Source organism: Nitratireductor indicus C115 (assembly GCF_000300515.1).
Classification (GTDB): Bacteria; Pseudomonadota; Alphaproteobacteria; order Rhizobiales; family Rhizobiaceae; genus Nitratireductor; species Nitratireductor indicus.
The window spans coordinates 15,332-37,955 of record NZ_AMSI01000013.1 but is presented as its reverse complement, the minus strand read 5'-3'; the positions used below and the strand labels follow the sequence as shown (position 1 = coordinate 37,955).

Below are 22,624 nucleotides of genomic sequence, written 5' to 3'. Positions count from 1 at the left end.
GGTTCGGTGGAGGGGCGCGCAGGCGCTCCCTCCCCGCAATCACGTCATATTACGGTTATTTCTTGGCGGAGGTGTTGTCCGCGACCGGCTCACCCTTCACGCGCACTTCCGCAAGCATGGAGCGCAGCGCGGTAACCTTGTTGCCACCGCCCAGGTCAACCTCGACTTCACTGTCGTTGATCACCTTGGTGACCTTGCCAACCAGACCGCCGCCGGTGACGACCGTATCGCCGCGGCGCACGGAGGAAAGCATCTCCTGGCGTTTCTTCATCTGCTGGCGCTGCGGGCGGATGATCAGGAAATACATGATCACGAAAATCAGCGCGAACGGCAGAATGCTGACGAGCATATCCGGCGCTCCAGCGCCGCCAGCCTGAGCGTATGCAGGGGTGATAAACATTAGAAACTCCCGAGATTGGCCGGCTGGCCGGCTCTTCACAAATGTTGCCGGAATATAGACTTTAACCCTTTCATTGCAACCGTCAGCGGCCCGCATTCAACGGTGTTCTGCAAGCGTACCGCTTTGGGCTCCAACCGGCTTGCAAAGGGCAAATCCCTATGGAACAACCGTACCGTCCGGTACGCCCATAAAACATGCGCCGGCGAATGAATGTTCCGGAGGAAGAATCATGGTCGAACAACGGGGTGAGCAAAGCATCGAAGCACTGTCGGAAAAGCTTGAGCGTCTGATCGCGGCCGTCGAGAGGCTTTCGCCGGCGGCACCTCCTGCTCCCGATTTCAATGCCGCCGACTGTTTTGTCTGGCAGGCGGAGCGCCAGATGCTGCAGCCCGTGCAAAAGGTCAATCGCGTGGAGATCGGGCTTATTCACGGCGTGGACCGGGTTCGCGACATTCTGGCCGACAACACACTGCGCTTCGCGCAGGACCTGCCCGCCAACAATGTGCTCCTGTGGGGCGCGCGCGGCATGGGCAAGTCATCGCTGGTGAAGGCGGTGCATGCCGATGTGAACCGGCACAAAGCCGAGGGCAAGGGAACCGATGAGAAAGCCAGAGGGGCAGCACTCAAGCTCGTTGAAATCCACCGCGAGGATATCGAAACGCTGCCGCAGCTGATGGCGCTGCTCAAAAGCGCGTCATACCGTTTCATCCTGTTCTGCGACGATCTGTCCTTCGACCATGACGACACCTCCTACAAATCGCTGAAGGCTGCGCTGGACGGTGGCGTGGAGGGACGGCCCGCCAATGTGATCTTCTATGCCACCTCGAACCGCCGCCACCTCCTGCCCCGCGACATGATCGAAAACGAGCGTTCCACGGCGATAAACCCGTCCGAAGCGGTGGAGGAAAAAGTCTCGCTGTCAGACCGTTTCGGCCTGTGGCTCGGCTTCCACAAATGCTCTCAGGAAGAATATCTGGCGATGATCGACGGCTATGTGCGCCACTACGGCCTTGAGGCCGATGCTGACGCCCTTCGCGCCGATGCGCTGGAATGGGCAACGACCCGAGGCAGCCGCTCGGGCCGTGTCGCGTGGCAGTTCATCCAGGATCTGGCCGGGCGCCTGGGCAAGCGACTTGAGGAATAGCCAACAATAAAGAAACCCGCCTTTTGGGGCGGGTTCAAGGTAGGGCCCGGACGGAGGTCGGACGGGCCTTTCTTTTTTCATTATCCAGGGAACTTTTGAATTTGTGCGCAGGTCAGGTGTTTCCACCTGACCTGCGGATTTCCTATTCCAGATAACCTGTCGGATTAACGGGCGTCGCGTCCTTGCGCACTTCGAAGTGCATTTTCGGCCGATCCGCATTACCGCTCATGCCCGACAAGGCGATTTCCTGACCGCGGCGCACCTTGTCGCCGCGCTTGACCCGCAATGCGCTGGCATGGCCGTAAACGGTGACCATGCCATTGTCGTGGCGCACCAGAACCGTGTTGCCGAATTCCTTCAGCCCGTCGCCGGCATAAATGACCACGCCATTTTCGGCGGATTTGATCGGCGTACCGGCAGGGACGGCTATGTCGATGCCGTCATTGCGCGTGGAGCCGGCCGTGCTGCCAAATTCGGAGACGATCCGACCCCGCACGGGCCAGCGAAGCTTGCCGATGCCTGTAGAATCGGGGGCTTCCGCGCTGCTGTTGCTTGCAACCGAGGCAAGCTGGGTCTCAGCCTGGCTCTTGGATGCGGCCTGTTGCCTGGGCGCAGGGGCCTGGTGGACCGCCGTCTGTGCCTGGGGCTGGCGCGCCGTTGCCGCCGTCGTGGTCGGGTCGATCTTCTTCGGCGCGGCGGCAACCTGCACCGGCTGGCCGGAACCCGAAGGGATCACCAGTTTCTGGCCAACCTGCAAATAGCCGTCTCCAAGATTGTTCGCAGCCTTGATGCTCGAAGCGTTGGCCCCGGTCTTGCGGGCAATGCCATAGAGCGTGTCACCGGAAACCACCGTGTAATAGCCGCCGCTGGCACCAGTGCTGGCGTTGGAGGCTGTCGGGGTGTTCGTCTGCGGCCGATCCGGACGCGAGCGGGGCTTCGGCGTCTCGGGCAGCACGGCGAGGCGGTTGGGCGCTTCGCGCTGCGGCTCGGGCGCCTTTGCCGGCTCGGACTGCGAAGCGGTGCGCGTTTGTGTCCCCTGCCCCGTATTGCCGGAAGACGGCGCGGGACGGGAATAAGCATAGGTCGGGATGACGATCTGCTGGCCCGCCTTCAGTTCGGAGGCGTGCTGCATGCCATTGGCGCTCAGGATCACGGAGACCGGAACACCATAGCGGCGCGAGAGATTGTAGGCGGTTTCACCTTCGGCGACCGTGATCACATTACCGCGGCGGCCAGCGTCCTGTGAGGGTTGAGCGGGCTGACGGCTCACCGAACCGGTCGATGTCTGATCAAGGCGCGGCCTTGCGGCAGCTGCCGACGGCATTTCGTTGCGCGCAACCTGCTGTGCGGGCGCGCCGATCGCCTGACGCTGTATCGGAGAATTAGAGACCGGGGGAGCGAGCGGTGCTGGCTGCGCCGTGCGATAGGTGCCAGGCGCAGGCAATTGCTGCTGCGGCACTCCACCGACCACGGCATCGGGGCGAACCGCATGCCGGTTGATGGAACCCGTGTAGGTGCGATCGATGCCGCCCGACTGATATCCCCCATCTCCCGGATAAGGCTGGCTTGCCGGGGCCATTGCGACCGTTTGGCCGGAAGAGCGCCCGTCGGCAAAATCGCTGGCCCGGAAACGGGAGATATCGGAACTGCAGCCAGCCACCAGACCGCCGACTAGGGCGACTGCCGCCCCACGCGCCAACGCGTGCTCGAATTTCTGTGTGATGCAACGCATGAGACTACCCGCGTACCCAATACCTGAACACGAGTGATTAAATCGCGTTAATGTTACCCGCGGGTTAAGATCGGGCAAAAAATAATGCGCATTCTTAATAGCGGCGCCTCAGATCGCCTCGGCAATGCCCTTCGCAAGAGGCTGAAGGCGCACGGATGCAAGGTCTTCGCGCTCAAAGCGGCTACCGACCTTGGTGAGTTTCATCATGATCTGCGTGTCTTCCGCCGGCCCCATCGGGGCGATCATGATGCCGCCGGTGGCCAATTGATCCACGAAACGGCGCGGCAATTCTTCAAAGGCAGCCCACACGACAATGCGGTCGAAAGGGCCGTCGGCCGCTGAGCCCTCGCCCCCATCCGCCTGCTTTGCCAGCACGTTCGAGAGCCCCAGATGCTCCCAACGGCGCTTCGCCTCGTTGCCGAGCGTCTTGAAGCGGTCAAGGCTGATGACGCGGCCCGCAAGACGGGCAATCACGGCGGCCGTGAAACCCGAGCCCGTGCCAACCTCAAGGACGCGATGGCCCGAAGACAACTCCAGCGCCTCGATCACACGGGCCTGAAGATCGCACCCTTCGATGGCTTCACCGCAGGCAATCGGCAGCATCCGCTCCGACCAGGCAAGCGATCTCCATTCGGAGGGCACGAAATCGCCGCGTGGTGTTGCCTCCATGGCGGCAAACAGCTCCTTGCCGCCTATTCCGCGGGCGCGCATGCGCAGCATAAACGCCGCAAAGCCTTCACGCTCGCGCTCCCCTCCCGTCATGCGAGTGCCTTGGAAAGACGCTCACGCACCTCATGGGCGGTGAGATCGAGATGCAGCGGAGTGACCGAGACATAGCCGTCGCGAATCGCGGCCTGATCCGTGCCGGGGCGGATTTCCGTGCCGGACGGGCCGATATTGAGCCAATAATAGGGGAAATTGCGCCCGTCGCGGCGTTCGTCGATCCACAGGCCGTGGGACATCCTGCCTTGTGCGGTGACGAGAGTGCCCTTTGCCTCTTCAGGCCGGCAGTTGGGGAAATTTATATTGAGAAAGACGCCCTCGGGCACCGGTGTTGCGACCAGTTTCTTGAGCAAAGGCGGCGCGAGCTTTTCGGCTGTATCGAAGGGAACATGCCGGCTTTCATCGGTCACCGTGTAGGCCTGGCTCAACGCTATGGAACGGATACCGAGCAGCGTCCCCTCCATGGCACCGGCAACCGTGCCGGAATAGGTGATATCGTCGGCGATGTTGGTGCCGTTGTTGACGCCCGACAGGATCAGGTCAGGCGCCCTGTCGAGCACCTTGCGCACGCCCATGATCACGCAGTCGGTCGGCGTGCCACGCAATGCGAAATGACGTTCGTCGATCTTGCGCAGGCGCAGCGGCTCCGACAGGGACAGCGAATGCGCGAAACCCGACTGATCGGTTTCGGGTGCCACCACCCAGACATCGTCGCTCAATGTCCGGGCGATACGCTCCAGCGTCGCAAGGCCTTCCGCGTGAATGCCGTCGTCGTTCGTTAAAAGAATGCGCACTGTCCTGTCCTTCATCCTGTCCGTTCAACAAACCGGCGCGGTGTTCCAGGCATCAGCTCAGGAAGAAACCTTGCCCGTCTCCGTTCCGGCGAGAGCACACGCCACCTGTCATCGGGGCGCGAAAACCTCTAGCCGCCGATCTTCTCGATCCCGCCCATATAGGGACGCAGCACATCGGGGACGGCGATGGTGCCATCCTCGTTCTGATAATTCTCCATGACCGCGATCAGCGCGCGGCCCACCGCCGTACCCGAACCGTTCAGCGTGTGCACGAAGCGTGGCTGCTTTTCGCCGGCGGCCCGGTAGCGCGCATTCATGCGACGCCCCTGGAAATCGCCGCAGACCGAGCAGGAAGAAATCTCGCGGTAGGTGTTCTGCCCCGGAAGCCAGACCTCCAGATCGTAGGTCTTGCGCGCGCCGAAGCCCATATCGCCCGAGCAAAGCACCATGGTGCGGAACGGCAGGTCGAGCTTTTTCAGAACGGTCTCGGCGCATTCGGTCATGCGTTCGTGCTCGGCGATCGCACTGTCCTCGTCAGTGATCGATACCAGTTCGACCTTGTAGAACTGGTGCTGGCGCAGCATGCCGCGCGTATCGCGGCCGGCCGATCCTGCTTCCGAACGGAAGCAGGGTGTCAGCGCGGTGAAACGCAGCGGAAGTTTTTCGCCATCGAGGATTTCCTCGCGCACGAGATTGGTCAGCGGAACCTCGGCGGTGGGGACGAGCCAATGATCATCGCCGGCCCGGAACAGGTCTTCGGAGAATTTCGGCAGCTGCCCCGTACCAAACATGGCATCGTCGCGCACCAGAAGCGGCGGCTGCACTTCCGTGTAGCCGTGCTCGGTCGTGTGAAGATCGAGCATGAACTGCCCCAGCGCGCGTTCCAGCCGGGCAAGCTGACCGGACAGAACGGTGAAACGGGCGCCCGACAGCTTGGCCGCGCGCTCAAAATCCATGAGGCCAAGCGCCTCGCCGATCTCGAAATGCTCCTTCGACCAGTTGTGATGTGCAGGCTTGCCGACCTTGCGGATTTCGACATTGTCGTTCTCATCCGCACCGACCGGCACATCCTCGAGCGGGACGTTGGGAACGCGGGCAAGCGCATCGCGCAATTCGGCATCGAGCCGGCGTTCTTCGGCCTCGCCTTCCTGGACGAATCCCTTCAGCTCCGCCACCTCGGCTTTCAGCCTGTCGGCCAGCGCCTTGTCGCCGGAGGCCATTGCCTTGCCGATCTCCTTGGAGGCGGCATTGCGGCGCTCCTGCGCCTCCTGCAACCGGGTGAGATGCTGGCGGCGCGCCTCATCGAGCGCCAGAAGATTGTGGCTTTCCGGATTCGCCCCGCGCTTTGCCAGCGCTTCGTCAAGCGCTTGCGGGTTCTCGCGAATCCATTTGATATCGAGCATGGCAGATTTCCCATCGCGGAGAGATTGCGAACAACCGCCCGATAGCGACAGGAACTGTCATCAGGTCTCGGCGGTCGGCTGTTCCGCTTCGCTGGCTTCTGCCTCGGCGCGCGCGGCTTCTTCCTCGCGACGCTTGCGTTCCACCATGCGGGCGGCCCAGATGGCAATCTCGTAGAGAAGGATGGTTGGAAGCGCAAGGCCGATCTGGCTCACCGGATCGGGTGGCGTCAAAACAGCCGCAGCGATGAAGGCTGCAACGATCGCGTATTTGCGCTTGTCGGCCAAACCCTGCGAGGTCAATAGACCGACGCGGGCCAGAAGTGTGGTGACGACCGGAAGCTGGAACACCAGACCGAAGGACAGAATCAGCGTCATGATCAGGCCGAGATATTCGGAGACCTTCGGCAGCAGCGAAATCTGCACCTCATTGTCCGGCCCAACCTGCTGCATGGACAGGAAGAACCACATCACCATCGGCGTGAAGAAGAAATAGACGAGTGCTGCCCCTAGCAGGAAGAGAATTGGGGAAGCGACGAGAAACGGCAGGAAAGCACGCCTCTCGTTCCGGTAAAGCCCCGGAGCTACGAACTTGTAGATCTGCATGGCAATGACCGGGAAGGCCAGAACAAGGCCGCCAAACATCGCAAGCTTGATCTGTGTGAAGAAGAATTCCTGTGGCGCCGTATAGATCAGGTCGACTTTCCCGGCATCCAGGCCGGCCCAGCGGGTTGCCCACTGAAATGGCAGGACGAGAACGTTGAAAATCTGCTTGGCGAAGAAGAAGCACAGCAGAAAGGCGACGAAAAAGCCGCCAATCGCCCAGATAAGACGCGAGCGCAGCTCGATCAGATGCTCGATCAGCGGCGCCGAGGACTGATCGATCTCGTCCTGTTCGTCGTGACTCACGAGGCCGCTCCGCTGCTCTTCTTGCCAGCGGACGCCTTTGCTTTCGCGGCGGTGCCGGCCTTCGTTGTCTTGGTGATCAGTGCAGGCTTGGATGCCGCGCTCTTGGATGCAGCATTCTTGGATGCAGCATTCTTGGGTGCTGCGGTTCCGGACGCAGCAGGCTTGGCCTTGGCTGGGGAAGCGGCGGCAGTTTTGGCCGCCGGCTTCTTCCTTGCCCCTTTTGCCGCTGCCGGCTTTTCCGATGCCGTCTCGCCGGGGATCGCGGCAGCACCCGTCTTGGCGGGGGCTTGAGCATGCGGTTCGGCGGCGGCCGGCACCCCACCCTTGGCCGCGTCGGCCTCAGGCTCGGGCTTCATCGCCTCGTTCAGACCGTCACGCAACTCCTTGCCCGCCTTTTCGAGGGGGTTGAGATGCTTGCGTATCTCGTTGCGCGGGTCGAGCTTGCGGAAATCGCTGGCCAGCGTCTTCACGTCATCGAGCTCGGCTTCTTTCAAAGCCTCGTCGAACTGCTTGCGAAAATCGCCCGCCATGGAACGCAGCTTCGAGGTCGTACGCCCGAATGCGCGCAGCATGCGCGGAAGATCCTTCGGCCCGACCACGACGATCAGGACGACGGCAATCACCAGCATCTCTGGCCAGCCAATGTCAAACATGCATCACCGTATGAAAGACGGAAAACACGGCAAGCCGCTCATGACGCCAGCTGACAGCCGGCTGACGGCAAGCCGGCTATCAGCCGGCCTTCTTCTTGCTCGACTTCGGCGTTTCGATGGCCTCATCGGCCTGATGCTCGACAGTCTTTGCGGGCTTTTCGTCTTCGTCGTCGGCCATGCCCTTCTTGAAGCTCTTGATGCCCTTGGCCATATCGCCCATCAGCTCGGGAATCTTGCCGCGTCCGAACAGGAGCAGCACCACGACGAGCACGATCAGCCAGTGCCAGATTGAAAAGGAACCCATGGTCAGTCTCTTTTGCCAGTTGCCATTGAGATGATTTATGCGCTTTCGCGCCATGTTTCAAACGATTGTCTGGGTTTCAAACGATTGTCTGGTGAAGACAAGCACATCGGACGGCACGATGTCGATCCAGATATCGCGCGCCTTCGGCGGCAGTTGGCCGCAGCGGATGCGCGCGCGCATATTTCGGTCAGCCCCCGGAACCGCCAGTTCGAGGTGTTCCACAACCCCCAGGAAGCGCCGGGAGACGATACGCGCCGGTATTGCACCGCTGTCTTGATTGACCAGAAAGCCGGAAAGACGCACCGCAACCGTCGCTTCCGCGCCCTCCTCCAGCGCCTCGGGAGCGGGAAAACGACCGAGCGGCGTTTCCACCATGCCATTTTCCACCGCAGCCTCGAACTCGTTGATCTCGGAGAAAAAGCCGGCAACGAACAGGTTTGCAGGATGCTGATAGAGCTCTTCTGCAGTGCCGACCTGCACCAGACGTCCATCTTTCAAAAGCGCGATGCGATCGCCCATGCGCATAGCCTCTTCTGCATCATGGGTCACGACGATGGCGGTGGCACGGCTCTGGCGCAGAATATCGAGCGTCTCGGCGCGCACGGAATCCTTCAGGCGCGAATCAAGACCGGAGAACGGCTCGTCCATCAAGAGAACCGCAGGGCGCGGAGCCAATGCACGGGCTAGCGCCACGCGCTGCTGCTCGCCGCCAGAAAGCACATGCGGATAGGCGCCGGCATAGGCCTGCAGACCGACACGCTCAAGCGCGATCATCGCTTCGTGGCGCGCTTCTTCGGGCGATAAGGCCGTGAGGCCGAAGCGCACATTGTCGAGAATGGTCAGGTGCGGAAACAGGGCGAAATCCTGAAACACCAGGCCTATCGAGCGTTGTTCGGGAGGCAGGAAGACCCCGGGGCCGGCGATGACGCGCTCGTTCAGCACCACGCGGCCGGAACTTTGTGGCTCGATGCCGGCAGCGATCCTGAGAAGTGTGGTCTTTCCCGACCCGGAAGGCCCGAGGAGGCAGAGAACCTCACCAGGTTCCGCCGTCAGCGAAACGCCGCGAAGCGTTTCCACGCCGGACGCATAGGAATGGAAAATATCCTCAAAGGACAAACGCGCCGCGAAGCTGACGCCGGCCGTCACTCGTGCCGAACCCTGCTTCTGAACGTTCATCTGCCGACTTCCCTGGATGCGCGCGGACGCTCCATGTCCGCGGTCCTCTCGTCAATCATCCTCGGCGAGCGGTGTCAACAGACCGAGCTCCTCCAGATCGATATCGGTCAGCGGATCTTCGTCTTCCGTCAGCGTATCGGGATCGGTCGTTGGCTGGGGAACGGCGAAATTGCTGGGCATGCGCGGCGAAAGAAGCCCCGCGCCCTTCAATTCCTCGATGCCCGGCAGATCGCGCAGTTCCTCCAGACCGAAGTGGTCGAGAAATTCAGTGCTGGTGCCATAGGTGACGGGGCGCCCCGGCGTGCGGCGGCGGCCGCGCATCTTCACCCAGCCGGTTTCCAGAAGGATGTCCAGCGTGCCCTTGGAGGTCTCCACGCCGCGAATTTCCTCAATCTCCGCACGGGTAACGGGCTGGTGATAGGCAATGACGGCCAGCATTTCCAGCGCCGCACGGGAGAGCTTGCGCTGCTGCACGGCGTTCCGGTTCATCAGGAAGGACAGATCGCTTGCCGTGCGGAACGCCCAACTGTCGGCGACCTTCACCAGATTGACGCCGCGCATCTCATACTCGGAGCGTAACGCCTCCAGTGCCGCGTCGATGTCGGCGCCATCGGGCAAACGGTCAGCGATGAGTCGCTCGGAAACCGGTTCTGCACTTGCAAAAACAATGGCTTCCACCATTCGCTTCACTTCTTGAATCGAAAGCGTGCCCAAAACCCGCACCGGGGTTCTCGTTTCCTCGGCTTCGTCCTCGTTCGAGGCCGGCACGATATTGTTACCCTCAATCATGGGCATTCTCGAAGAGGCTGGCGGGTGTCTGCTTGCCCTTGCGCATGTAGATTGGAGCGAACGGCTCCTGCTGGCGGATTTCCAGCGCACCCTCACGGACCAGTTCCAGTGAGGCGGCAAAGGAGCTTGCAACGGCGGTCGCCCGCTCCTCCCGGCTCGTCATGTAGCGAATGAGGAAATGATCGAGCGCCGTCCAGTCGGCAAAATCGCCGATCATGCGCACCAGAATGTCGCGCGCCTGCTTCAGGGACCAGACGCCGCGCTTTGCAATGCGCACATTGGTGATCGCGCGGCGCTGGCGCTGGCCGGCATAGGCTGTGAGAAGATCATAAAGCGAGGCCGAAAAAGCGCTCTGCTTCGATACGACGATGGGTTCGGGCATGCCGCGCGCAAAGACATCGCGACCGAGCCTGTTGCGGTTGACGAGCCTTGAGGCCGCGTCGCGCATGGCTTCAAGGCGCTTCAGGCGGAATTGCAGTATGGCCGCCATTTCCTCGCCCGAGGGACCTTCATCCTCGCTCTTCTTGGGAATGAGCAGGCGGGATTTGAGATAGGCAAGCCATGCCGCCATCACGAGATAGTCGGCGGCAAGCTCCAGCCGCATCTCACGCACCTTCTCGATGAAGGCGATGTACTGCTCGGCAAGTGCAAGAACGGAAATGCGCGCCAGATCCACCTTCTGGGTGCGCGCCAGATGAAGAAGAAGATCGAGCGGCCCTTCGAAACCGTCGACGTCGACCGTCAGCGCGGGTTCGGAAACGCCACGCTCATCCTTGGTCCCCTCTTCCCACAGCTTGTCCATGGGAATGGGTTTGACGGTCTTTTTCTCGGCGTTCTCTGCCAAGTGCCACCAATCCTTGTCATCAGGCGACGGCCTCGAAGCACTGCGCGAACTCGGCGCGTGCCACCGTCTCCTCCATCGTGTCAGCCGGCTTCAAGAAAGCCAGAGCGCGTCGCGCCCTTTCCAGGCTCTTGCCCGACAATTCGGGCGCCTTTTCGGCCACGGCCTGCATTTCCGGCATTATGCCGTGGCAGTGAAGGACAAGATCGCATCCCGCCGCAAGGATTGCTTCGGCGCGGGCGGAGAAATCCCCAGAAAGTGCGTTCATGGAGACGTCATCGCTCATCAGAAGACCTTCGAAGCCGATCTCACCGCGAATGATGTCATGTATAACCCTCGGCGATGTGGTCGCCGGGCGTTCCGGATCGATGGCCTTGAAAACGATGTGAGCGGTCATGGCCATGGGTACATCGCGCAACGCCTTGAAGGGCACGAAATCATGCGCCCTCAATTCATCGAGCGACGCCTCGACAACCGGCAGCGCCTTGTGGCTGTCTGAGAAAGCACGACCATGACCGGGCATGTGCTTCATCACGGGAAGGACACCTCCCGCCATGAGGCCGTCGCAGGCTGCGCGGCCAAGCTCGATCACGATTTGAGGATCGTACCCATAGGCGCGGTCGCCGATCACGTCATGCGCCCCTGCCACCGGCACGTCGAGAACGGGGAGGCAGTCGGCGGAAATACCGTGGCTAGCAAGGTCCATCGCATGAAGGCGCGACATCAGCCAGGCAGCACGAAGCCCGACCTCACGGTCGCGTGCATAGAGCGCGCCAAGCTCGGCAGCGGTCGGATAATTGGGGGCGATGGGCGGACGAAGCCGTTGCACCCTGCCCCCTTCCTGATCGATGAAAACGGGCGCTTCAGACCGGCCAACGCTGTCGCGCATGGCGGCAACCAGATCGCGCAGCTGTTCCGGCTCGGCGACATTGCGCGCAAAGAGGATAAAGCCCCAAGGGCACTCATTGCGGAAGAAAGCCTTTTCGTCCGCGCTCAATTCGGTCCCGGCAACGCCGAGGATCATTGCCTTTGATTCGCTCATAGAATGAGAATACCTCCCGAAAAGATCAGCTGAAAGCAGGCAAAACAAAAGCCGCCGCAATGTGCGGCGGCCTTTGCAAACTCATACGGCTGAAAGACTACTTCGAGACGAAGCAGCTACCGCCGGCGGATTTGAGTTGCGAGCAGAGATTGATCGCATCTTCCTTGGAGCTTGTGGGAACACGGACCCGATAATAGGTGCCCTTTCCGCTCACTTCAGCCTTCACGATGTTCACGCCACGGCCCGAAAGCAGGTTGCCATAGCGCTGCGCCATGTCCTGATAGGATTGCTGCGCGCTCTCGGCGGTCGGCTGAGAGGAAATCTGCACGGACCAGCCATCGGCGGCTGCGGCCTGGGACACCGGTGCGGGTGCGGCCGGCTGCTGGGCCACCGGACGCGCCGGCTGCGCAGGTGCCGCAGCCACACGGGTCGGTTGCTGCTGTGCAGCGGGCGGCGTCGGGCGCGCCGTCGGCACAGGGCTCGCCGCTGCCTGAGGCTGAGCGGGCGCGGTGGCTGCGGGCACAGCTTGCTCGGATGCTGCCGCAGCCGGCGGTGTCTCTGCCTGTGTCGGCGTCGATGGCGTCTGCGCTTCAGCCACAGTCGGCGCCGGTGCGGGAGCCGGTTCCTCGCGTGGCACGAGCGTGCCATCGGGCCGAACCACCATAGTGCGCACGCGGCGCGGCGCCATCGCCGTGACGTCCTCGCCCTGCGGTGCCGTGCCTGTTTCCGGCGTGGAAGCAAGGCGCTCTTCGGACTTGGGAACCACCGTTTCCGGTTTTGCGACCGGCATCTCGACAGGCTCTTCAGCCGTGGTCACCAGCCGATCCTGGGCAGGCTTCGCAGCGGCATCGCTGCCATCGACACGGCGATAGACCTGATTTTCCTGGTTGGGCACCTGCTGGCCGCCTGGGTTTTCCGGCTTTACCTTCACAGGCTCGGGGTCAGCGCGAACCAATGCGGGAGTGCCGGAACCTTCCGTCCCGCCACCGCCGAACGCGAAGACGCCCACGACACCCAAGACCGCAAGCGCACCGATTGCCCCGGCGATCATCAAACCACGGCGGCGGCCGGCGAGAGCCGGCGCGGCAGCAAGCGCCCCCCCGGCAGGAACTGCGCCCGCCACAGCTTCCATCTGTGCGTCATCTCCCCGCCAGGGGTCCTCGTCGGCAACGTAATACGGGTTGTCGAGGTCCTCATCCGCGTTGGTAGAGAGATCATCGGCCTCCCCGGCCTGAGCGAACGCGCCACCGAATGCGCTGTCGAAGTCGAAATCGTCCTGTGGCTCCTGCGCCTCGTCACCGCGCATGGCGGCAGTGGCATATTCATCGTGCAGGAACTTGTCTTCCGCCTGGGCCGATGCGGCATAATTCTCAGGATCGCCGAATGCACGGGCGAGCGCCAGTTCGAGGTCTTCACCCGCCGTCTCGACCGGAGCCTGAGGTTCACTCACATATTCGGGGATATGACGGGCCTCGTCGATGGCAATCCGTTCGCCAGGCACGTCGACCGTGTCGATAAACGGCTGCTCGGCGGCAATTTTGGCAGCAGGGGCGGCAGGCGCCTGCCAGAAAGGCTCCTCAACGCGTTCGTCGTGAGCAGCGAATGCTTCCGCATAGGCAGGCACGGCGGCATCGTAATGCGGCGCTTCCTCAGCCTCGAAATTCCAGTCAGCGGTATCGAAAGTGAAATCGCCAGCATCATCCTGCCCGCCATCAACCGAAGCAGCTTCCTGGAATATCTCAGGCTCCTCCTGCACGGGAGCCGGCTGCTCACCAAATTCAGCGGCGAATTCTGCGGCAAGGTCGAACGGCGCGACCGGTTCGGAAACAGCTTCTTCCCGCGATGCGCCGCTCGCTACGGAGTTTGCGAAAGCCTGGGGCGAAAGATACTGGCTCGGCGTATTGCCGGTGTCGAATTCTTCCGCCGTGGGATTTTCGTCGTAATGCGCAATGCCGTCGGATACTGACGCGGAAGCGATGGGAGCCTCGCCATAAATCTCGGTCTGCGGCTCGTCGAAATGGGCGGCATTGCTCCAGTCATCAGCGCGGCCAATGTCCGCTTCCGCATCTTCGGCAGCCGCTGCATCGAGCTCGCCCGCAACGATATCCTGCTCGAATTCAGCGGCGATATCATCAGTTGGCACCTGATGCGCCTCGTAATGCATATCCTGAGCTTCGGGAGCATAATCTTCTGCAACCGGAGCGGTATCCTCGACGGCAGAACCGAACTCTGCCTCAAGCCCCGCCCAATCGCTGGCGTCGAACGCGAAATCATCTTCCTGCTCGACCATTTCTGCGGGCGCATCGGTCTCGGCAGCTTCGCCGTAGTCGGCAGCATGGAAATCGTCCGTTTCCATTTCTGCGGAAACTTCGGAAATTTCCTGCGCGGTCTCTTCGCTGGCCTCTTCAATCGCGAGTGCAGCCGAATCCAGGCTTTGCGCGATCTCTTCGTCCAGCCAGTTCGCATTCTCCTGGACGGACTCGTGCACGGGAGCCGTTTCCTGCGGCTGCCAGTCGTGCAGTTCCGGCTCGGACGAAAAACCCTGCGGCTCATGGCGAGCGGGCTCACCGTCTGATGCCTGAGCCGACAATTCGTCCTCAAACTCCACGGCGAAGTGTCCGTCGAGCTCATCGCTCAGGTCGATATCGAGGTCCTGTGCCGGTTCAGCGGCGACCGGAGCCTCCTGCAGAACGTCCGCCGGCGCTTCCTGTTCGAAGCGCCAGTCATTGCGGGTATCACGCCAGGAATCGTTCGCAGCACTCGGAGAACCAACCTCATCGGAAAATTCCGCAGAGAGCTCCGGCATGTCGCCGAGCAGTTCGTTCTCCAGCTCCAGAACCAGATCATCTGTAGCGATGTCGGCCTCGGGCCTGCGAGCACTCGCCTGGCGCGGATCATGTCCCATGATCCGGGTCAGTTCAGCGAACGGATCATCGTCCGCAAGGCCTGCAATTTCTGCACGTTGGGTCGAGCTATGGTCTGCCATGCTATCTTCCGCACTCACACTCGGTCGGACGCCGGCGACGTCACAACTGTTGCACCTACCAGCGCAATGTGGGCAAAAGGTGACAGACTGTTCTACCTCAAAACAGGCAGATCAACGCATCTCCGAGGGCGCTTCCGCCCCAATCAATGCAAGTCCCGACGTCAACACATCGCAGACAGCCTGCACCAGCCCTAGTCTGGCGTGAGTCAATTCTGGTGCGTTAACCTTAACAAACCGTAAGTCGTCCGTCTCCGCCCCCCTGTTCCACTGGGAATGGAAGAGACTTGCGAGGTCATAAAGGTAGAATGCAAGCCGATGCGGCTCCATGGTCTGGGCCGCTCCCTCGATCAATCGGGGGTATTCCGCAAGCTTGCGGATGAGGGCAAGCTCGCCCTCGTCCTTCAGCAGCGGCAAGGCTTCGCGCATCTTGGAACGCTCGAAGGTGGCAATACCAAGCTGCTCGCTCGCCTGACGGAACGCCGAGTGGCAACGCGCGGAGGCGTACTGCACGTAGAAGACAGGATTGTCCTTCGTCTGTTCGGTCACCTTGGCAAAATCGAAATCGAGCGGCGCATCGTTCTTGCGATAGAGCATCATGAAGCGAATGGGATCGCGGCCAACCTCATCCACCACCTCGCGCAACGTCACGAACTCGCCCGACCGCTTCGACATGCGCACAGGCTCGCCGGCACGGAAGAGCTTCACGAGCTGGCACAACAGAACGGTGATTTCGAGATCGTTGCCGGCGATCGCGCGCGCAACGGCCTGCAGGCGCTTTACATAGCCGCTGTGATCGGCACCAAGCACGTAGATGAGATGCTCGAACCCCCGGTCCACCTTGTCCTTCATGTAGGCGACATCGGCGGCGAAATAGGTGAACGAACCATCAGACTTCATCAGCGGGCGGTCGATATCGTCGCCTACCGCCGTCGAGCGGAACAGGGTCTGGTCGCGATCTTCCCAGTCTTCCGGCTTCTGGCCCTTGGGGGGCGGCAGCTTGCCCTTGTAGACATGCCCCTTGAGGGTGAGATCGTTGATGGCCGAGCGGATCATGCCGCCATTGCCCGAATGAAGGGAGCGCTCGGAAAAGAACACGTCGTGCTTCACGTTGAGGGCGTCGAGATCCTCGCGGATCATCGCCATCATCATGTCGATGGTCTTGTCCTTGACGATTGCCATGGCTTCAACCGACGGCATTTCCAGAAGTCTGGTCCCGAACTCGTCGGCGAGAGCCTTACCCACGGGAACGAGATAATCGCCCGGATAAAGGCCAGGCGGAATCTCGCCCACTTTCTCACCGAGCGCCTCGCGATAGCGCAGCATCACGGACTGGCCAAGCACATCGATCTGCACGCCGGCATCGTTGATATAATATTCGCGCGTGACGGAATAACCGGCAAAATCCAGGAGATTGGACAGCGCATCGCCCACGACCGCGCCGCGGCAATGGCCCACATGCATCGGGCCGGTGGGATTGGCCGAGACATATTCCACATTCACCTTGCGGCCGCCACCGATCTGCGAGCGGCCGTAATCGGTCGCAAGTTCGAGCATTTCGGCGAGCCGCGCCTGCCAGAAGCCGTCCGACAGCTTGAGATTGACAAAGCCCGGGCCGGCAACGCTTGCCGCAGCGACATCCAGATCGCTCTCGAAGGCTGCCGCAATCCTCTCACCGAGGACACGCGGGTTTTCGCCGACCGCCTTGGCAAGCACCATGGCTGCATTGGTCGCCACATCGCCATGGCTCGGATCGCGCGGCGGCTCGATGGCGATACGCGACAGGTCAAGCGGCGACCCATCAACGGTTTTCAGCCCCAGCGCCTCGACGGTCTTAAGCACCCGACCTGTGAAATCGGCAAAGATGTTCATGGACAATGTCCTGAGAAATTCATCGGATAAACTTGGCGTACCGGTCTGCGGACCGGAACGCCGACCGCACTAGCCCAATTCAGGTGTGTGGTCAAACAGGCGCCGGTGTTCCTTCACCGCATAGGTGTCGGTCATGCCGGCGAGGAAATCGGCTATGTGGCGCGCCTTGACGCCCTCCTCCGCAGTATCGGTTCCCTCGCGCCAACCCTTGGGCATGGCGGAGGGGTCGGCAAAATAGGCGTCGAAGAGATCGCGCACGATCTGCTCGGCCCGACGGCGCACCTCGATCACCTCCCGGTGCCGATAGAGATTGGCATAAAGAAAGGTCTTCAGTTCCTTCTCCTCCGCCTGCATGGCAGGCGAGAAGGTGACAATCGTCCTGCCGGCATCGTGAATGTCGGCCGGGCTTTTAGGATCGATGTCCTCAAGAACGGATTTTGCAGAAACGATAACGTCCTCGACCATGGCCGTGATCTGTCGGCGCATCAGCTCGTGCCCTCGCCTGACGGGATCGAGGCCTGGATAGCGTTCTTCGACCGCAGCCAGAATACGGCCCGGCAGCATGACGTCTTCAAGCATGTCGAGAGTCAGAAGACCCGAGCGCAGGCCATCGTCGATGTCATGCGCATTGTAGGCAATATCATCGGCAATGGCGGCGCATTGCGCCTCAATCCCGGCAAAGCGGGCGAGTTCCAGGTCATGGCGCGCAACATAATCGCGTATCGGCTGCGGAACCGGTCTGCCATCGAGCCCCGCGCCACGCTCATCGGTCAGCGGACCATTGTGCTTGACGAGGCCTTCCAGTGTTTCCCAGGTCAGGTTCAACCCGTCGAACTCCGCATAGCGGCGCTCCAGCCGGGTGACAATGCGCAGCGACTGCGCATTGTGGTCGAAACCGCCCCAGCGGGCCATCCGCTCGGCAAGCGCATCCTCGCCAGTGTGACCGAAGGGCGTGTGACCGAAATCGTGAACAAGGGCAATTGCCTCGGCCAGATCCTCGTCGCCACGCAGGGCGCGGGCCAAAGCGCGCGCGATCTGGGCGACCTCGATGGAATGGGTCAGCCTGGTGCGATAATGATCGCCCTCATGGGCGATGAAAACCTGCGTCTTGTGTTTCAGACGGCGGAACGCGGTCGAGTGAATGATACGGTCACGGTCGCGCTGAAACGGGGTTCGCGTGGGACTTTCCGGCTCCGGATAGAGCCTTCCCCGTGAGGCCGCGGGGTCCGTCGCATAGGGTGCGCGGGGCCTGTAACCGAAACCGATGTCTTCCAGAGCGCCACCCGTCCGCATCATCCGCCGCCTTCCATTCTCGCCTCTTCAACCGTCCGGCTTTGCTCCGGTCGCGGTTGACTTGCCGCACGCGGCTTCATACCTATTCCCTTAGCAAGAACGCAAGGTGACCATCAGGACAAGCGCCATGGGAATGGATGCCGCATCGCAGATGAAGGGTGTGGAGCTCACGGAAGCGGCCGCCCGCCGTATCGCGACCATCATGAAGAGCGAACCGGACAAGATTGCCCTCAGGGTCGCAGTCGAAGGGGGTGGCTGTTCTGGCTTTTCCTATAAGTTCGATCTGGTCGACAGCCGCAATGACGACGATGTGGCCATCGAGCGGGATGGCGCGACCGTGCTGGTCGATGAATTGTCGCTCGTCTATATGGGCGGATCCGTGATCGACTTCGTCGACGATCTGATCGGCCAATCGTTCCAGATCCGCAATCCCAACGCCGTCGCCTCGTGCGGCTGCGGTACGAGTTTTTCGATATAGGCAACGTGCCCTTCGGCTCATGAATAGGAAAGCCGCCCATCGGGCGGCTTTCCTGCTTTATCAGGCAGGCTTTTCGGCGCCCGCCTCTTCCGGGAGGAGGAGATTGAGCATAATCGCCAGGAATGCTGCCGGCAGAAGTCCTGAGGTAAGCAGGACCTGCGCCGTCTGCGGCAGATGCTGAAGTGCCCCCGGCTCAAGCTGCAGACCGAGGCCAACCGACAAGGACACGGCAAAGATGACCATGTTGCGCCGGTTCCAATGAACCTCGGACAGCATGTTGATGCCAGCTGCCGCAACCATGCCGAACATGACGATGACGCCGCCCCCGAGCACCGTGATCGGAACGGTGGAGATGATCGCGCCAACCTTGGGCACCAAGCCGCAAATGATCAGGAAAATCGCGCCATAGGTCACCACATGGCGGCTCATCACGCCGGTCATGGAGATCAAGCCGACATTCTGGCTGAAGGACGTGTTGGGCAAGGCGCCGAAGATACCGGCAACGGCAGTGCCCAGCCCGTCTGCGTAGGTGGCGCCCGAAATCTCCTTTTCCGTTGCCTCGCGGCCCGCACCGCCCTTGGTGATGCCCGAAACATCGCCCACCGTCTCGATGGCGGAGACGATGGCCATGAAGCACATGCCGAGAATGGCGGGGGCCGAAAGCTCGAAGCCCCATTTGAACGGCACTGGCAGCGCCACCCAGGAGGCGTTTCCAACATTGCCGAAACTGACCATGCCGAGAAGAAGGGCGAAAAGATAACCGGCGATAAGACCGAGCAGCACCGCTGCGATGGACCACATGCCGCGCGTGAAGAATTTGAGAAGCAGCGTTACAACGACGACGACAAGCGCCACGCTCCAATTGGCAAGGCTCCCATATTCCGGCTTGCCGATGAGCGGGACACCGCCCGCCGAATATTGAATGCCGACGCGGATCAAAGACAGGCCGATCATGAGCACGATAAGGCCCGTCACAAGCGGCGGCAGGGCAAAGCGAAGGCGCCCCACCACGCTGCCGAGGCAGAAATGAAAAATGCCGCCGATCACCACGCCGCCCATGAGTGCGGCCATAGCGCCAACACCCTGCCCCGCCACGATGGGTATCATGACCGGCAGGAAGGCAAAGCTCGTGCCCTGGACGATGGGCAGACGACCGCCGACCGGTCCCATGCCGATGGTCTGGAACAATGTCGCGATGCCCGCAAACAGCATCGACATCTGGATCATGTAGATGAGGCTTGGAAAATCGGGGGAATTCGATCCGAAGCCGAAACCGGCAGCGCCCGCGACGATGATCGCGGGCGTTACATTCGAAACGAACATTGCAAGGACGTGCTGGATTCCCAGCGGCACCGCCTGAGCCAGAGGTGGCGTATAGTCGGGGTTTCGTAAATCGGCTTGCGATAAGCCCCCGGCACCCGAACCGGGAAGTGTGGTCTCCGTCATATCTGTTCCCCTTCGTTCCGCATCCCCGCGGACTCTTTTGTTTCAGGGAGCATCAGCCAGAACGGCGCAACCAACTATCAAGAAATTTTTGAAAGTCCGCCAAGTATTGACCAATATTGGCGGCGATCCGCTTCTTAAGGACTGACGAAGCGATTTGTTCAGCTTTTCCTGATTGGATCAGGCCTATCGGGGCGAAATAGCCCGCAAACATCGCCTCGACGGCAAATCTGGCAACCATTAGCGGCGTCTCCATCGGCATGCTTCCCCTTCAGGCCTTCAAGAGATTTGCCCGCTATGGGCTCATCCGGGCGGGGCTCGAGGGCTCCGCACTTCTGCAGCGCGCCGGCTTCGGCATGAAACCGCAGGCGCGCGGCGTGATTTTCACGCTTCACCATGTCGATCCCAAGCCGGTCGATCCGGAAGCGCCGAACAGCTGGCTCAGCATCACGCCGCAATTTCTCGAAGAAGCCATTCAGGCGACGCTCGAAAGCGGGCTGACACCCATTGCGCTCGAAGATCTTACGGCGCGCCTTGCCGATCGAAGCGATACGCGCCGCTATGCCTGTTTCACGCTCGATGACGGGTATCGCGACAATGCCGAACACGCGGCTCCCGTGTTCGGACGTTATGGCGTTCCCTATACGATCTTCATCACGGCGGGCTTCGTCGAGCGCCGCTGCTCCATATGGTGGAAGACGGCGGCCGAGATCGTCGACAATGCAGATGCCTTTTCCTTCGATTTCGGGCATGGCGAGCAAAAGCTGAACACGACAACGCATCTGCGCAAGATCGCCGCCTTCGACCGGCTTGCGGCATTCGTCACGGAGGCCCGGGACGAGGAGGCAGCGATTGCGCGCATCGATGCCCTTGCAAAAACCTGCGGCGTGGATCCGCTGGCCATAACCGCAAAACAGGTCATGAATGCGGATGAGCTCGGCGTGCTCGCCAGGGACCCCCTCGCCCATTTCGGCGCGCACACATTGAGCCATCGCAATCTGCGCAAGCTCGGCGACGGAGCGTTGCGTGATGAACTGGTGCAATCCGCCGAAGCCGTTGAGCGCTATGTCGGTCGATATCCCAGAACCCTGGCTTATCCCTATGGGTACCGGGCAGCCGTCGGAGAACGGGAAATCGCTATGGCGGCTGCCGCAGGCTTCGACCTGGCCGTAACGACAATGCCCGGGCTCATCGGGAGCGACGCGCTGTCGAAGCCAACCGCACTGGCGCGGGTCTCGCTCAACGGGCTTTATCAGAGAAAGCGCTATGTGAACGCGCTTCTTTCAGAGTTGCCCTTCCGTCTGCAGAAGATCGCCGGCGGCTCCTGAGCCTTCCATTCCGTCATGGTCTGTCAGTAATGCCCACGCACCGGTTGCGGGGGAACGGCGCCACGCCTAAGACAGTGGAAAGCCGCAAGAGGGATCCCATGAAGGTCGCAACCTGGAACATCAACGGCGTCAAGGCACGCATCGACAACCTCCTGCACTGGCTGGGAGAGGCTTCCCCCGACATTGCATGCCTTCAGGAAATCAAATCCGTCGACGAGCAATTTCCGCGCGAACCCATCGAAGCGCTCGGCTATCACGTGGAAACTCATGGCCAGAAGGGTTTCAATGGCGTTGCACTCTTGTCGAAGGTTCGTTTCGACGAGGTCAATCGCGGCCTTCCCGGCGATGACAGCGACGAACAGGCACGTTTCATCGAGGGCGTGATCTCCACCGACAAGGGTGTTCTGCGCGTGGTCTCGCTCTACCTGCCCAACGGGAATCCCGTCGATTCAGAGAAATTTCCCTATAAGCTGGGCTGGATGAAGCGCCTTGAGCAATGGGCGTCAGAACGGTTGGCGCTCGAGGAGCCTCTGGTGCTCGCCGGAGACTATAATGTCATTCCCGAGCCGCGGGATGCGCGCCATCCCGAAGCCTGGGTCGGCGATGCCCTTTTCAGGCCGGAAAGCCGCCAGGCATTTCAGCGGCTTGCGAGCCTCGGCTTCACCGATGCGCTGCGCGCCGTCAATGACGAAGACGGCGTCTACACATTCTGGGATTATCAGGGCGGCTCCTGGCAAAAGAACAACGGCATCCGCATCGACCATCTGATGCTCTCGCCGGAAGCGGCGGATCATCTGCTTTCCGTGGCGGTTGAAAAGCATACCCGCGCCTGGGAAAAGCCATCCGATCATGTGCCGGTCGCAGTCGAGCTCGATCTCAAGCCCGCCTGAGGACCGCCTGCCCAAACCTGCCGTCGCCGTCAAAAGCAGGCGTTGTGCGAGGGAGATTACACGCGGCAACAAATGCTGTAGGATGGGCCATCATGGTCCAGATATCGCGCCCATGCCTTCTGCTTGCCGGAGGGATCGTTCTGATGATGGCAGCGGCCACATCCGCTGCCAAAGCGGATTGCCTTTGCCGCGCCAACGGCGAACAGTACAAACACGGCCAACTCGTCTGCCTGAAGCTTCCACAAGGTTCGCAACTGGCGCGTTGCGACAAGGTCCTGAACAATGCTTCGTGGAAATTTCTCGGGCAATCCTGCGAACGGATAAGCGGGCTCCAGTCGCCCGCGCCGAAGCCCCCACTCCTTCAAGCGCAAAACAAAAAGGGCGCCTGAAGCGCCCCATTCCGGTTGTGGAATTATTGGACCGAGCGCAG

Annotated in this window: 22 protein-coding genes; 5 read left to right on the top strand and 17 right to left on the bottom strand. The window is 61.3% G+C overall.

The features are described 5' to 3' along the window. Positions 1-55 precede the first annotated feature (55 nt). Positions 56-400, bottom strand: a complete 345-nt coding sequence (yajC, locus tag NA8A_RS17640; protein WP_040672977.1) for a preprotein translocase subunit YajC — start codon at positions 398-400, stop codon at positions 56-58. Between the two features lie 229 nt (positions 401-629). Here yajC and NA8A_RS17635 point away from each other — a divergent pair, with 229 nt between their 5' ends. Continuing rightward, positions 630-1,544, top strand: a complete 915-nt coding sequence (locus NA8A_RS17635) for an ATP-binding protein (RefSeq protein WP_009451727.1) — start codon at positions 630-632, stop codon at positions 1,542-1,544. Between the two features lie 142 nt (positions 1,545-1,686). Here NA8A_RS17635 and NA8A_RS17630 read toward each other — a convergent pair whose 3' ends face one another. The 14 genes from NA8A_RS17630 to NA8A_RS17565 form a co-directional block, all read right to left on the bottom strand. Next, positions 1,687-3,276 carry a peptidoglycan DD-metalloendopeptidase family protein gene (locus NA8A_RS17630; protein ID WP_009451726.1) on the bottom strand — a complete coding sequence of 530 codons (1,590 nt, stop codon included), beginning with the start codon at positions 3,274-3,276 and terminating at the stop codon, positions 1,687-1,689. A gap of 108 nt (positions 3,277-3,384) precedes the next feature. Continuing rightward, a complete protein-coding gene (locus NA8A_RS17625) occupies positions 3,385-4,038 on the bottom strand; it encodes a protein-L-isoaspartate(D-aspartate) O-methyltransferase (protein WP_009451725.1) in 654 nt (217 codons plus the stop codon). Next, positions 4,035-4,793, bottom strand: coding sequence for a 5'/3'-nucleotidase SurE (gene surE / locus NA8A_RS17620; protein ID WP_009451724.1), 759 nt, complete (start codon positions 4,791-4,793; stop codon positions 4,035-4,037). Before surE ends, NA8A_RS17625 begins: the two co-directional genes overlap by 4 nt. Positions 4,794-4,921: 128 nt before the next feature. After that, the gene (gene serS / locus NA8A_RS17615) at positions 4,922-6,196 is read right to left on the bottom strand and encodes a serine--tRNA ligase (RefSeq protein ID WP_009451723.1); all 1,275 of its coding nucleotides are present in this window, start codon (positions 6,194-6,196) and stop codon (positions 4,922-4,924) included. 60 nt (positions 6,197-6,256) lie between these two features. Further along, positions 6,257-7,102, bottom strand: coding sequence for a twin-arginine translocase subunit TatC (gene tatC, locus NA8A_RS17610; RefSeq protein WP_009451722.1), 846 nt, complete (start codon positions 7,100-7,102; stop codon positions 6,257-6,259). Beyond that, positions 7,099-7,755 carry a Sec-independent protein translocase protein TatB gene (gene tatB, locus NA8A_RS25665; protein ID WP_009451721.1) on the bottom strand — a complete coding sequence of 219 codons (657 nt, stop codon included), beginning with the start codon at positions 7,753-7,755 and terminating at the stop codon, positions 7,099-7,101. Before tatB ends, tatC begins: the two co-directional genes overlap by 4 nt. Before the next feature lie 79 nt (positions 7,756-7,834). Next, the gene (locus tag NA8A_RS17600) at positions 7,835-8,059 is read right to left on the bottom strand and encodes a twin-arginine translocase TatA/TatE family subunit (RefSeq protein WP_009451720.1); all 225 of its coding nucleotides are present in this window, start codon (positions 8,057-8,059) and stop codon (positions 7,835-7,837) included. A gap of 57 nt (positions 8,060-8,116) precedes the next feature. Then, a complete protein-coding gene (locus tag NA8A_RS17595) occupies positions 8,117-9,235 on the bottom strand; it encodes an ABC transporter ATP-binding protein (protein ID WP_009451719.1) in 1,119 nt (372 codons plus the stop codon). A 51-nt stretch (positions 9,236-9,286) separates the two neighbouring features. Beyond that, positions 9,287-10,024, bottom strand: a complete 738-nt coding sequence (scpB, locus tag NA8A_RS17590) for an SMC-Scp complex subunit ScpB (RefSeq protein ID WP_009451718.1) — start codon at positions 10,022-10,024, stop codon at positions 9,287-9,289. Then, the gene (locus NA8A_RS17585; protein WP_086006178.1) at positions 10,017-10,826 is read right to left on the bottom strand and encodes a segregation and condensation protein A; all 810 of its coding nucleotides are present in this window, start codon (positions 10,824-10,826) and stop codon (positions 10,017-10,019) included. The genes scpB and NA8A_RS17585 overlap by 8 nt, the downstream gene beginning before the upstream one ends. A gap of 61 nt (positions 10,827-10,887) precedes the next feature. Further along, a complete protein-coding gene (gene nagZ / locus NA8A_RS17580) occupies positions 10,888-11,907 on the bottom strand; it encodes a beta-N-acetylhexosaminidase (protein ID WP_009451716.1) in 1,020 nt (339 codons plus the stop codon). Positions 11,908-12,004: 97 nt separating this feature from the next. Then, the gene (locus tag NA8A_RS17575) at positions 12,005-14,893 is read right to left on the bottom strand and encodes an SPOR domain-containing protein (RefSeq protein ID WP_009451715.1); all 2,889 of its coding nucleotides are present in this window, start codon (positions 14,891-14,893) and stop codon (positions 12,005-12,007) included. 111 nt (positions 14,894-15,004) lie between these two features. Next, complete coding sequence (argS, locus tag NA8A_RS17570) at positions 15,005-16,762, bottom strand: arginine--tRNA ligase (protein ID WP_009451714.1); 1,758 nt, start codon at positions 16,760-16,762, stop codon at positions 15,005-15,007. A gap of 69 nt (positions 16,763-16,831) precedes the next feature. Further along, positions 16,832-18,058 carry a deoxyguanosinetriphosphate triphosphohydrolase gene (locus NA8A_RS17565; RefSeq protein WP_009451713.1) on the bottom strand — a complete coding sequence of 409 codons (1,227 nt, stop codon included), beginning with the start codon at positions 18,056-18,058 and terminating at the stop codon, positions 16,832-16,834. 124 nt (positions 18,059-18,182) lie between these two features. Between NA8A_RS17565 and erpA the strand changes: the two genes are divergently transcribed. Further along, positions 18,183-18,533, top strand: a complete 351-nt coding sequence (gene erpA, locus NA8A_RS17560; RefSeq protein ID WP_040672976.1) for an iron-sulfur cluster insertion protein ErpA — start codon at positions 18,183-18,185, stop codon at positions 18,531-18,533. Between the two features lie 60 nt (positions 18,534-18,593). On the opposite strand, the gene NA8A_RS17555 is transcribed toward erpA, so the two are convergent. Both NA8A_RS17555 and NA8A_RS17550 read right to left on the bottom strand, forming a co-directional pair. After that, positions 18,594-19,979 carry a uracil-xanthine permease family protein gene (locus NA8A_RS17555; RefSeq protein WP_009451711.1) on the bottom strand — a complete coding sequence of 462 codons (1,386 nt, stop codon included), beginning with the start codon at positions 19,977-19,979 and terminating at the stop codon, positions 18,594-18,596. A gap of 52 nt (positions 19,980-20,031) precedes the next feature. Beyond that, positions 20,032-20,238 (bottom strand): hypothetical protein, encoded by a 207-nt coding sequence (locus tag NA8A_RS17550; protein WP_009451710.1) that lies wholly within the window; start codon positions 20,236-20,238, stop codon positions 20,032-20,034. On the opposite strand from NA8A_RS17550, the gene NA8A_RS17545 reads away from it, so the two are divergent. The 3 genes from NA8A_RS17545 (at position 20,237) to NA8A_RS24420 (ending at position 22,583) form a co-directional block, all read left to right on the top strand. Beyond that, the gene (locus tag NA8A_RS17545) at positions 20,237-21,304 is read left to right on the top strand and encodes a polysaccharide deacetylase family protein (protein WP_009451709.1); all 1,068 of its coding nucleotides are present in this window, start codon (positions 20,237-20,239) and stop codon (positions 21,302-21,304) included. The genes NA8A_RS17550 and NA8A_RS17545 overlap by 2 nt on opposite strands. 98 nt (positions 21,305-21,402) lie before the next feature. After that, on the top strand, positions 21,403-22,194 hold the full coding sequence (gene xth / locus NA8A_RS17540) for an exodeoxyribonuclease III (RefSeq protein ID WP_009451708.1): 792 nt from the start codon (positions 21,403-21,405) through the stop codon (positions 22,192-22,194). 143 nt (positions 22,195-22,337) lie between these two features. Further along, entirely contained in the window at positions 22,338-22,583 is a 246-nt protein-coding gene (locus NA8A_RS24420) for a hypothetical protein (RefSeq protein ID WP_143088095.1), read from the top strand. The last annotated feature ends 41 nt before the right edge of the window (positions 22,584-22,624 follow it).

Bases quoted from the DNA above. Each gene is read 5' to 3' on its own strand.
- yajC (WP_040672977.1), bottom strand. From the start codon at position 400: ATGTTTATCACCCCTGCATACGCTCAGGCTGGCGGCGCTGGAGCGCCG.
- NA8A_RS17635 (WP_009451727.1), top strand. From the start codon at position 630: ATGGTCGAACAACGGGGTGAGCAAAGCATCGAAGCACTGTCGGAAAAG.
- NA8A_RS17630 (WP_009451726.1), bottom strand. From the start codon at position 3,276: ATGCGTTGCATCACACAGAAATTCGAGCACGCGTTGGCGCGTGGGGCG.
- NA8A_RS17625 (WP_009451725.1), bottom strand. From the start codon at position 4,038: ATGACGGGAGGGGAGCGCGAGCGTGAAGGCTTTGCGGCGTTTATGCTG.
- serS (WP_009451723.1), bottom strand. From the start codon at position 6,196: ATGCTCGATATCAAATGGATTCGCGAGAACCCGCAAGCGCTTGACGAA.
- tatB (WP_009451721.1), bottom strand. From the start codon at position 7,755: ATGTTTGACATTGGCTGGCCAGAGATGCTGGTGATTGCCGTCGTCCTG.
- NA8A_RS17600 (WP_009451720.1), bottom strand. From the start codon at position 8,059: ATGGGTTCCTTTTCAATCTGGCACTGGCTGATCGTGCTCGTCGTGGTG.
- NA8A_RS17595 (WP_009451719.1), bottom strand. From the start codon at position 9,235: ATGAACGTTCAGAAGCAGGGTTCGGCACGAGTGACGGCCGGCGTCAGC.
- scpB (WP_009451718.1), bottom strand. From the start codon at position 10,024: ATGATTGAGGGTAACAATATCGTGCCGGCCTCGAACGAGGACGAAGCC.
- NA8A_RS17585 (WP_086006178.1), bottom strand. From the start codon at position 10,826: ATGGACAAGCTGTGGGAAGAGGGGACCAAGGATGAGCGTGGCGTTTCC.
- nagZ (WP_009451716.1), bottom strand. From the start codon at position 11,907: ATGAGCGAATCAAAGGCAATGATCCTCGGCGTTGCCGGGACCGAATTG.
- NA8A_RS17575 (WP_009451715.1), bottom strand. From the start codon at position 14,893: ATGGCAGACCATAGCTCGACCCAACGTGCAGAAATTGCAGGCCTTGCG.
- argS (WP_009451714.1), bottom strand. From the start codon at position 16,762: ATGAACATCTTTGCCGATTTCACAGGTCGGGTGCTTAAGACCGTCGAG.
- NA8A_RS17565 (WP_009451713.1), bottom strand. From the start codon at position 18,058: ATGATGCGGACGGGTGGCGCTCTGGAAGACATCGGTTTCGGTTACAGG.
- erpA (WP_040672976.1), top strand. From the start codon at position 18,183: ATGGGAATGGATGCCGCATCGCAGATGAAGGGTGTGGAGCTCACGGAA.
- NA8A_RS17555 (WP_009451711.1), bottom strand. From the start codon at position 19,979: ATGACGGAGACCACACTTCCCGGTTCGGGTGCCGGGGGCTTATCGCAA.
- NA8A_RS17545 (WP_009451709.1), top strand. From the start codon at position 20,237: ATGCTTCCCCTTCAGGCCTTCAAGAGATTTGCCCGCTATGGGCTCATC.
- NA8A_RS17550 (WP_009451710.1), bottom strand. From the start codon at position 20,238: ATGCCGATGGAGACGCCGCTAATGGTTGCCAGATTTGCCGTCGAGGCG.
- xth (WP_009451708.1), top strand. From the start codon at position 21,403: ATGAAGGTCGCAACCTGGAACATCAACGGCGTCAAGGCACGCATCGAC.
- NA8A_RS24420 (WP_143088095.1), top strand. From the start codon at position 22,338: ATGATGGCAGCGGCCACATCCGCTGCCAAAGCGGATTGCCTTTGCCGC.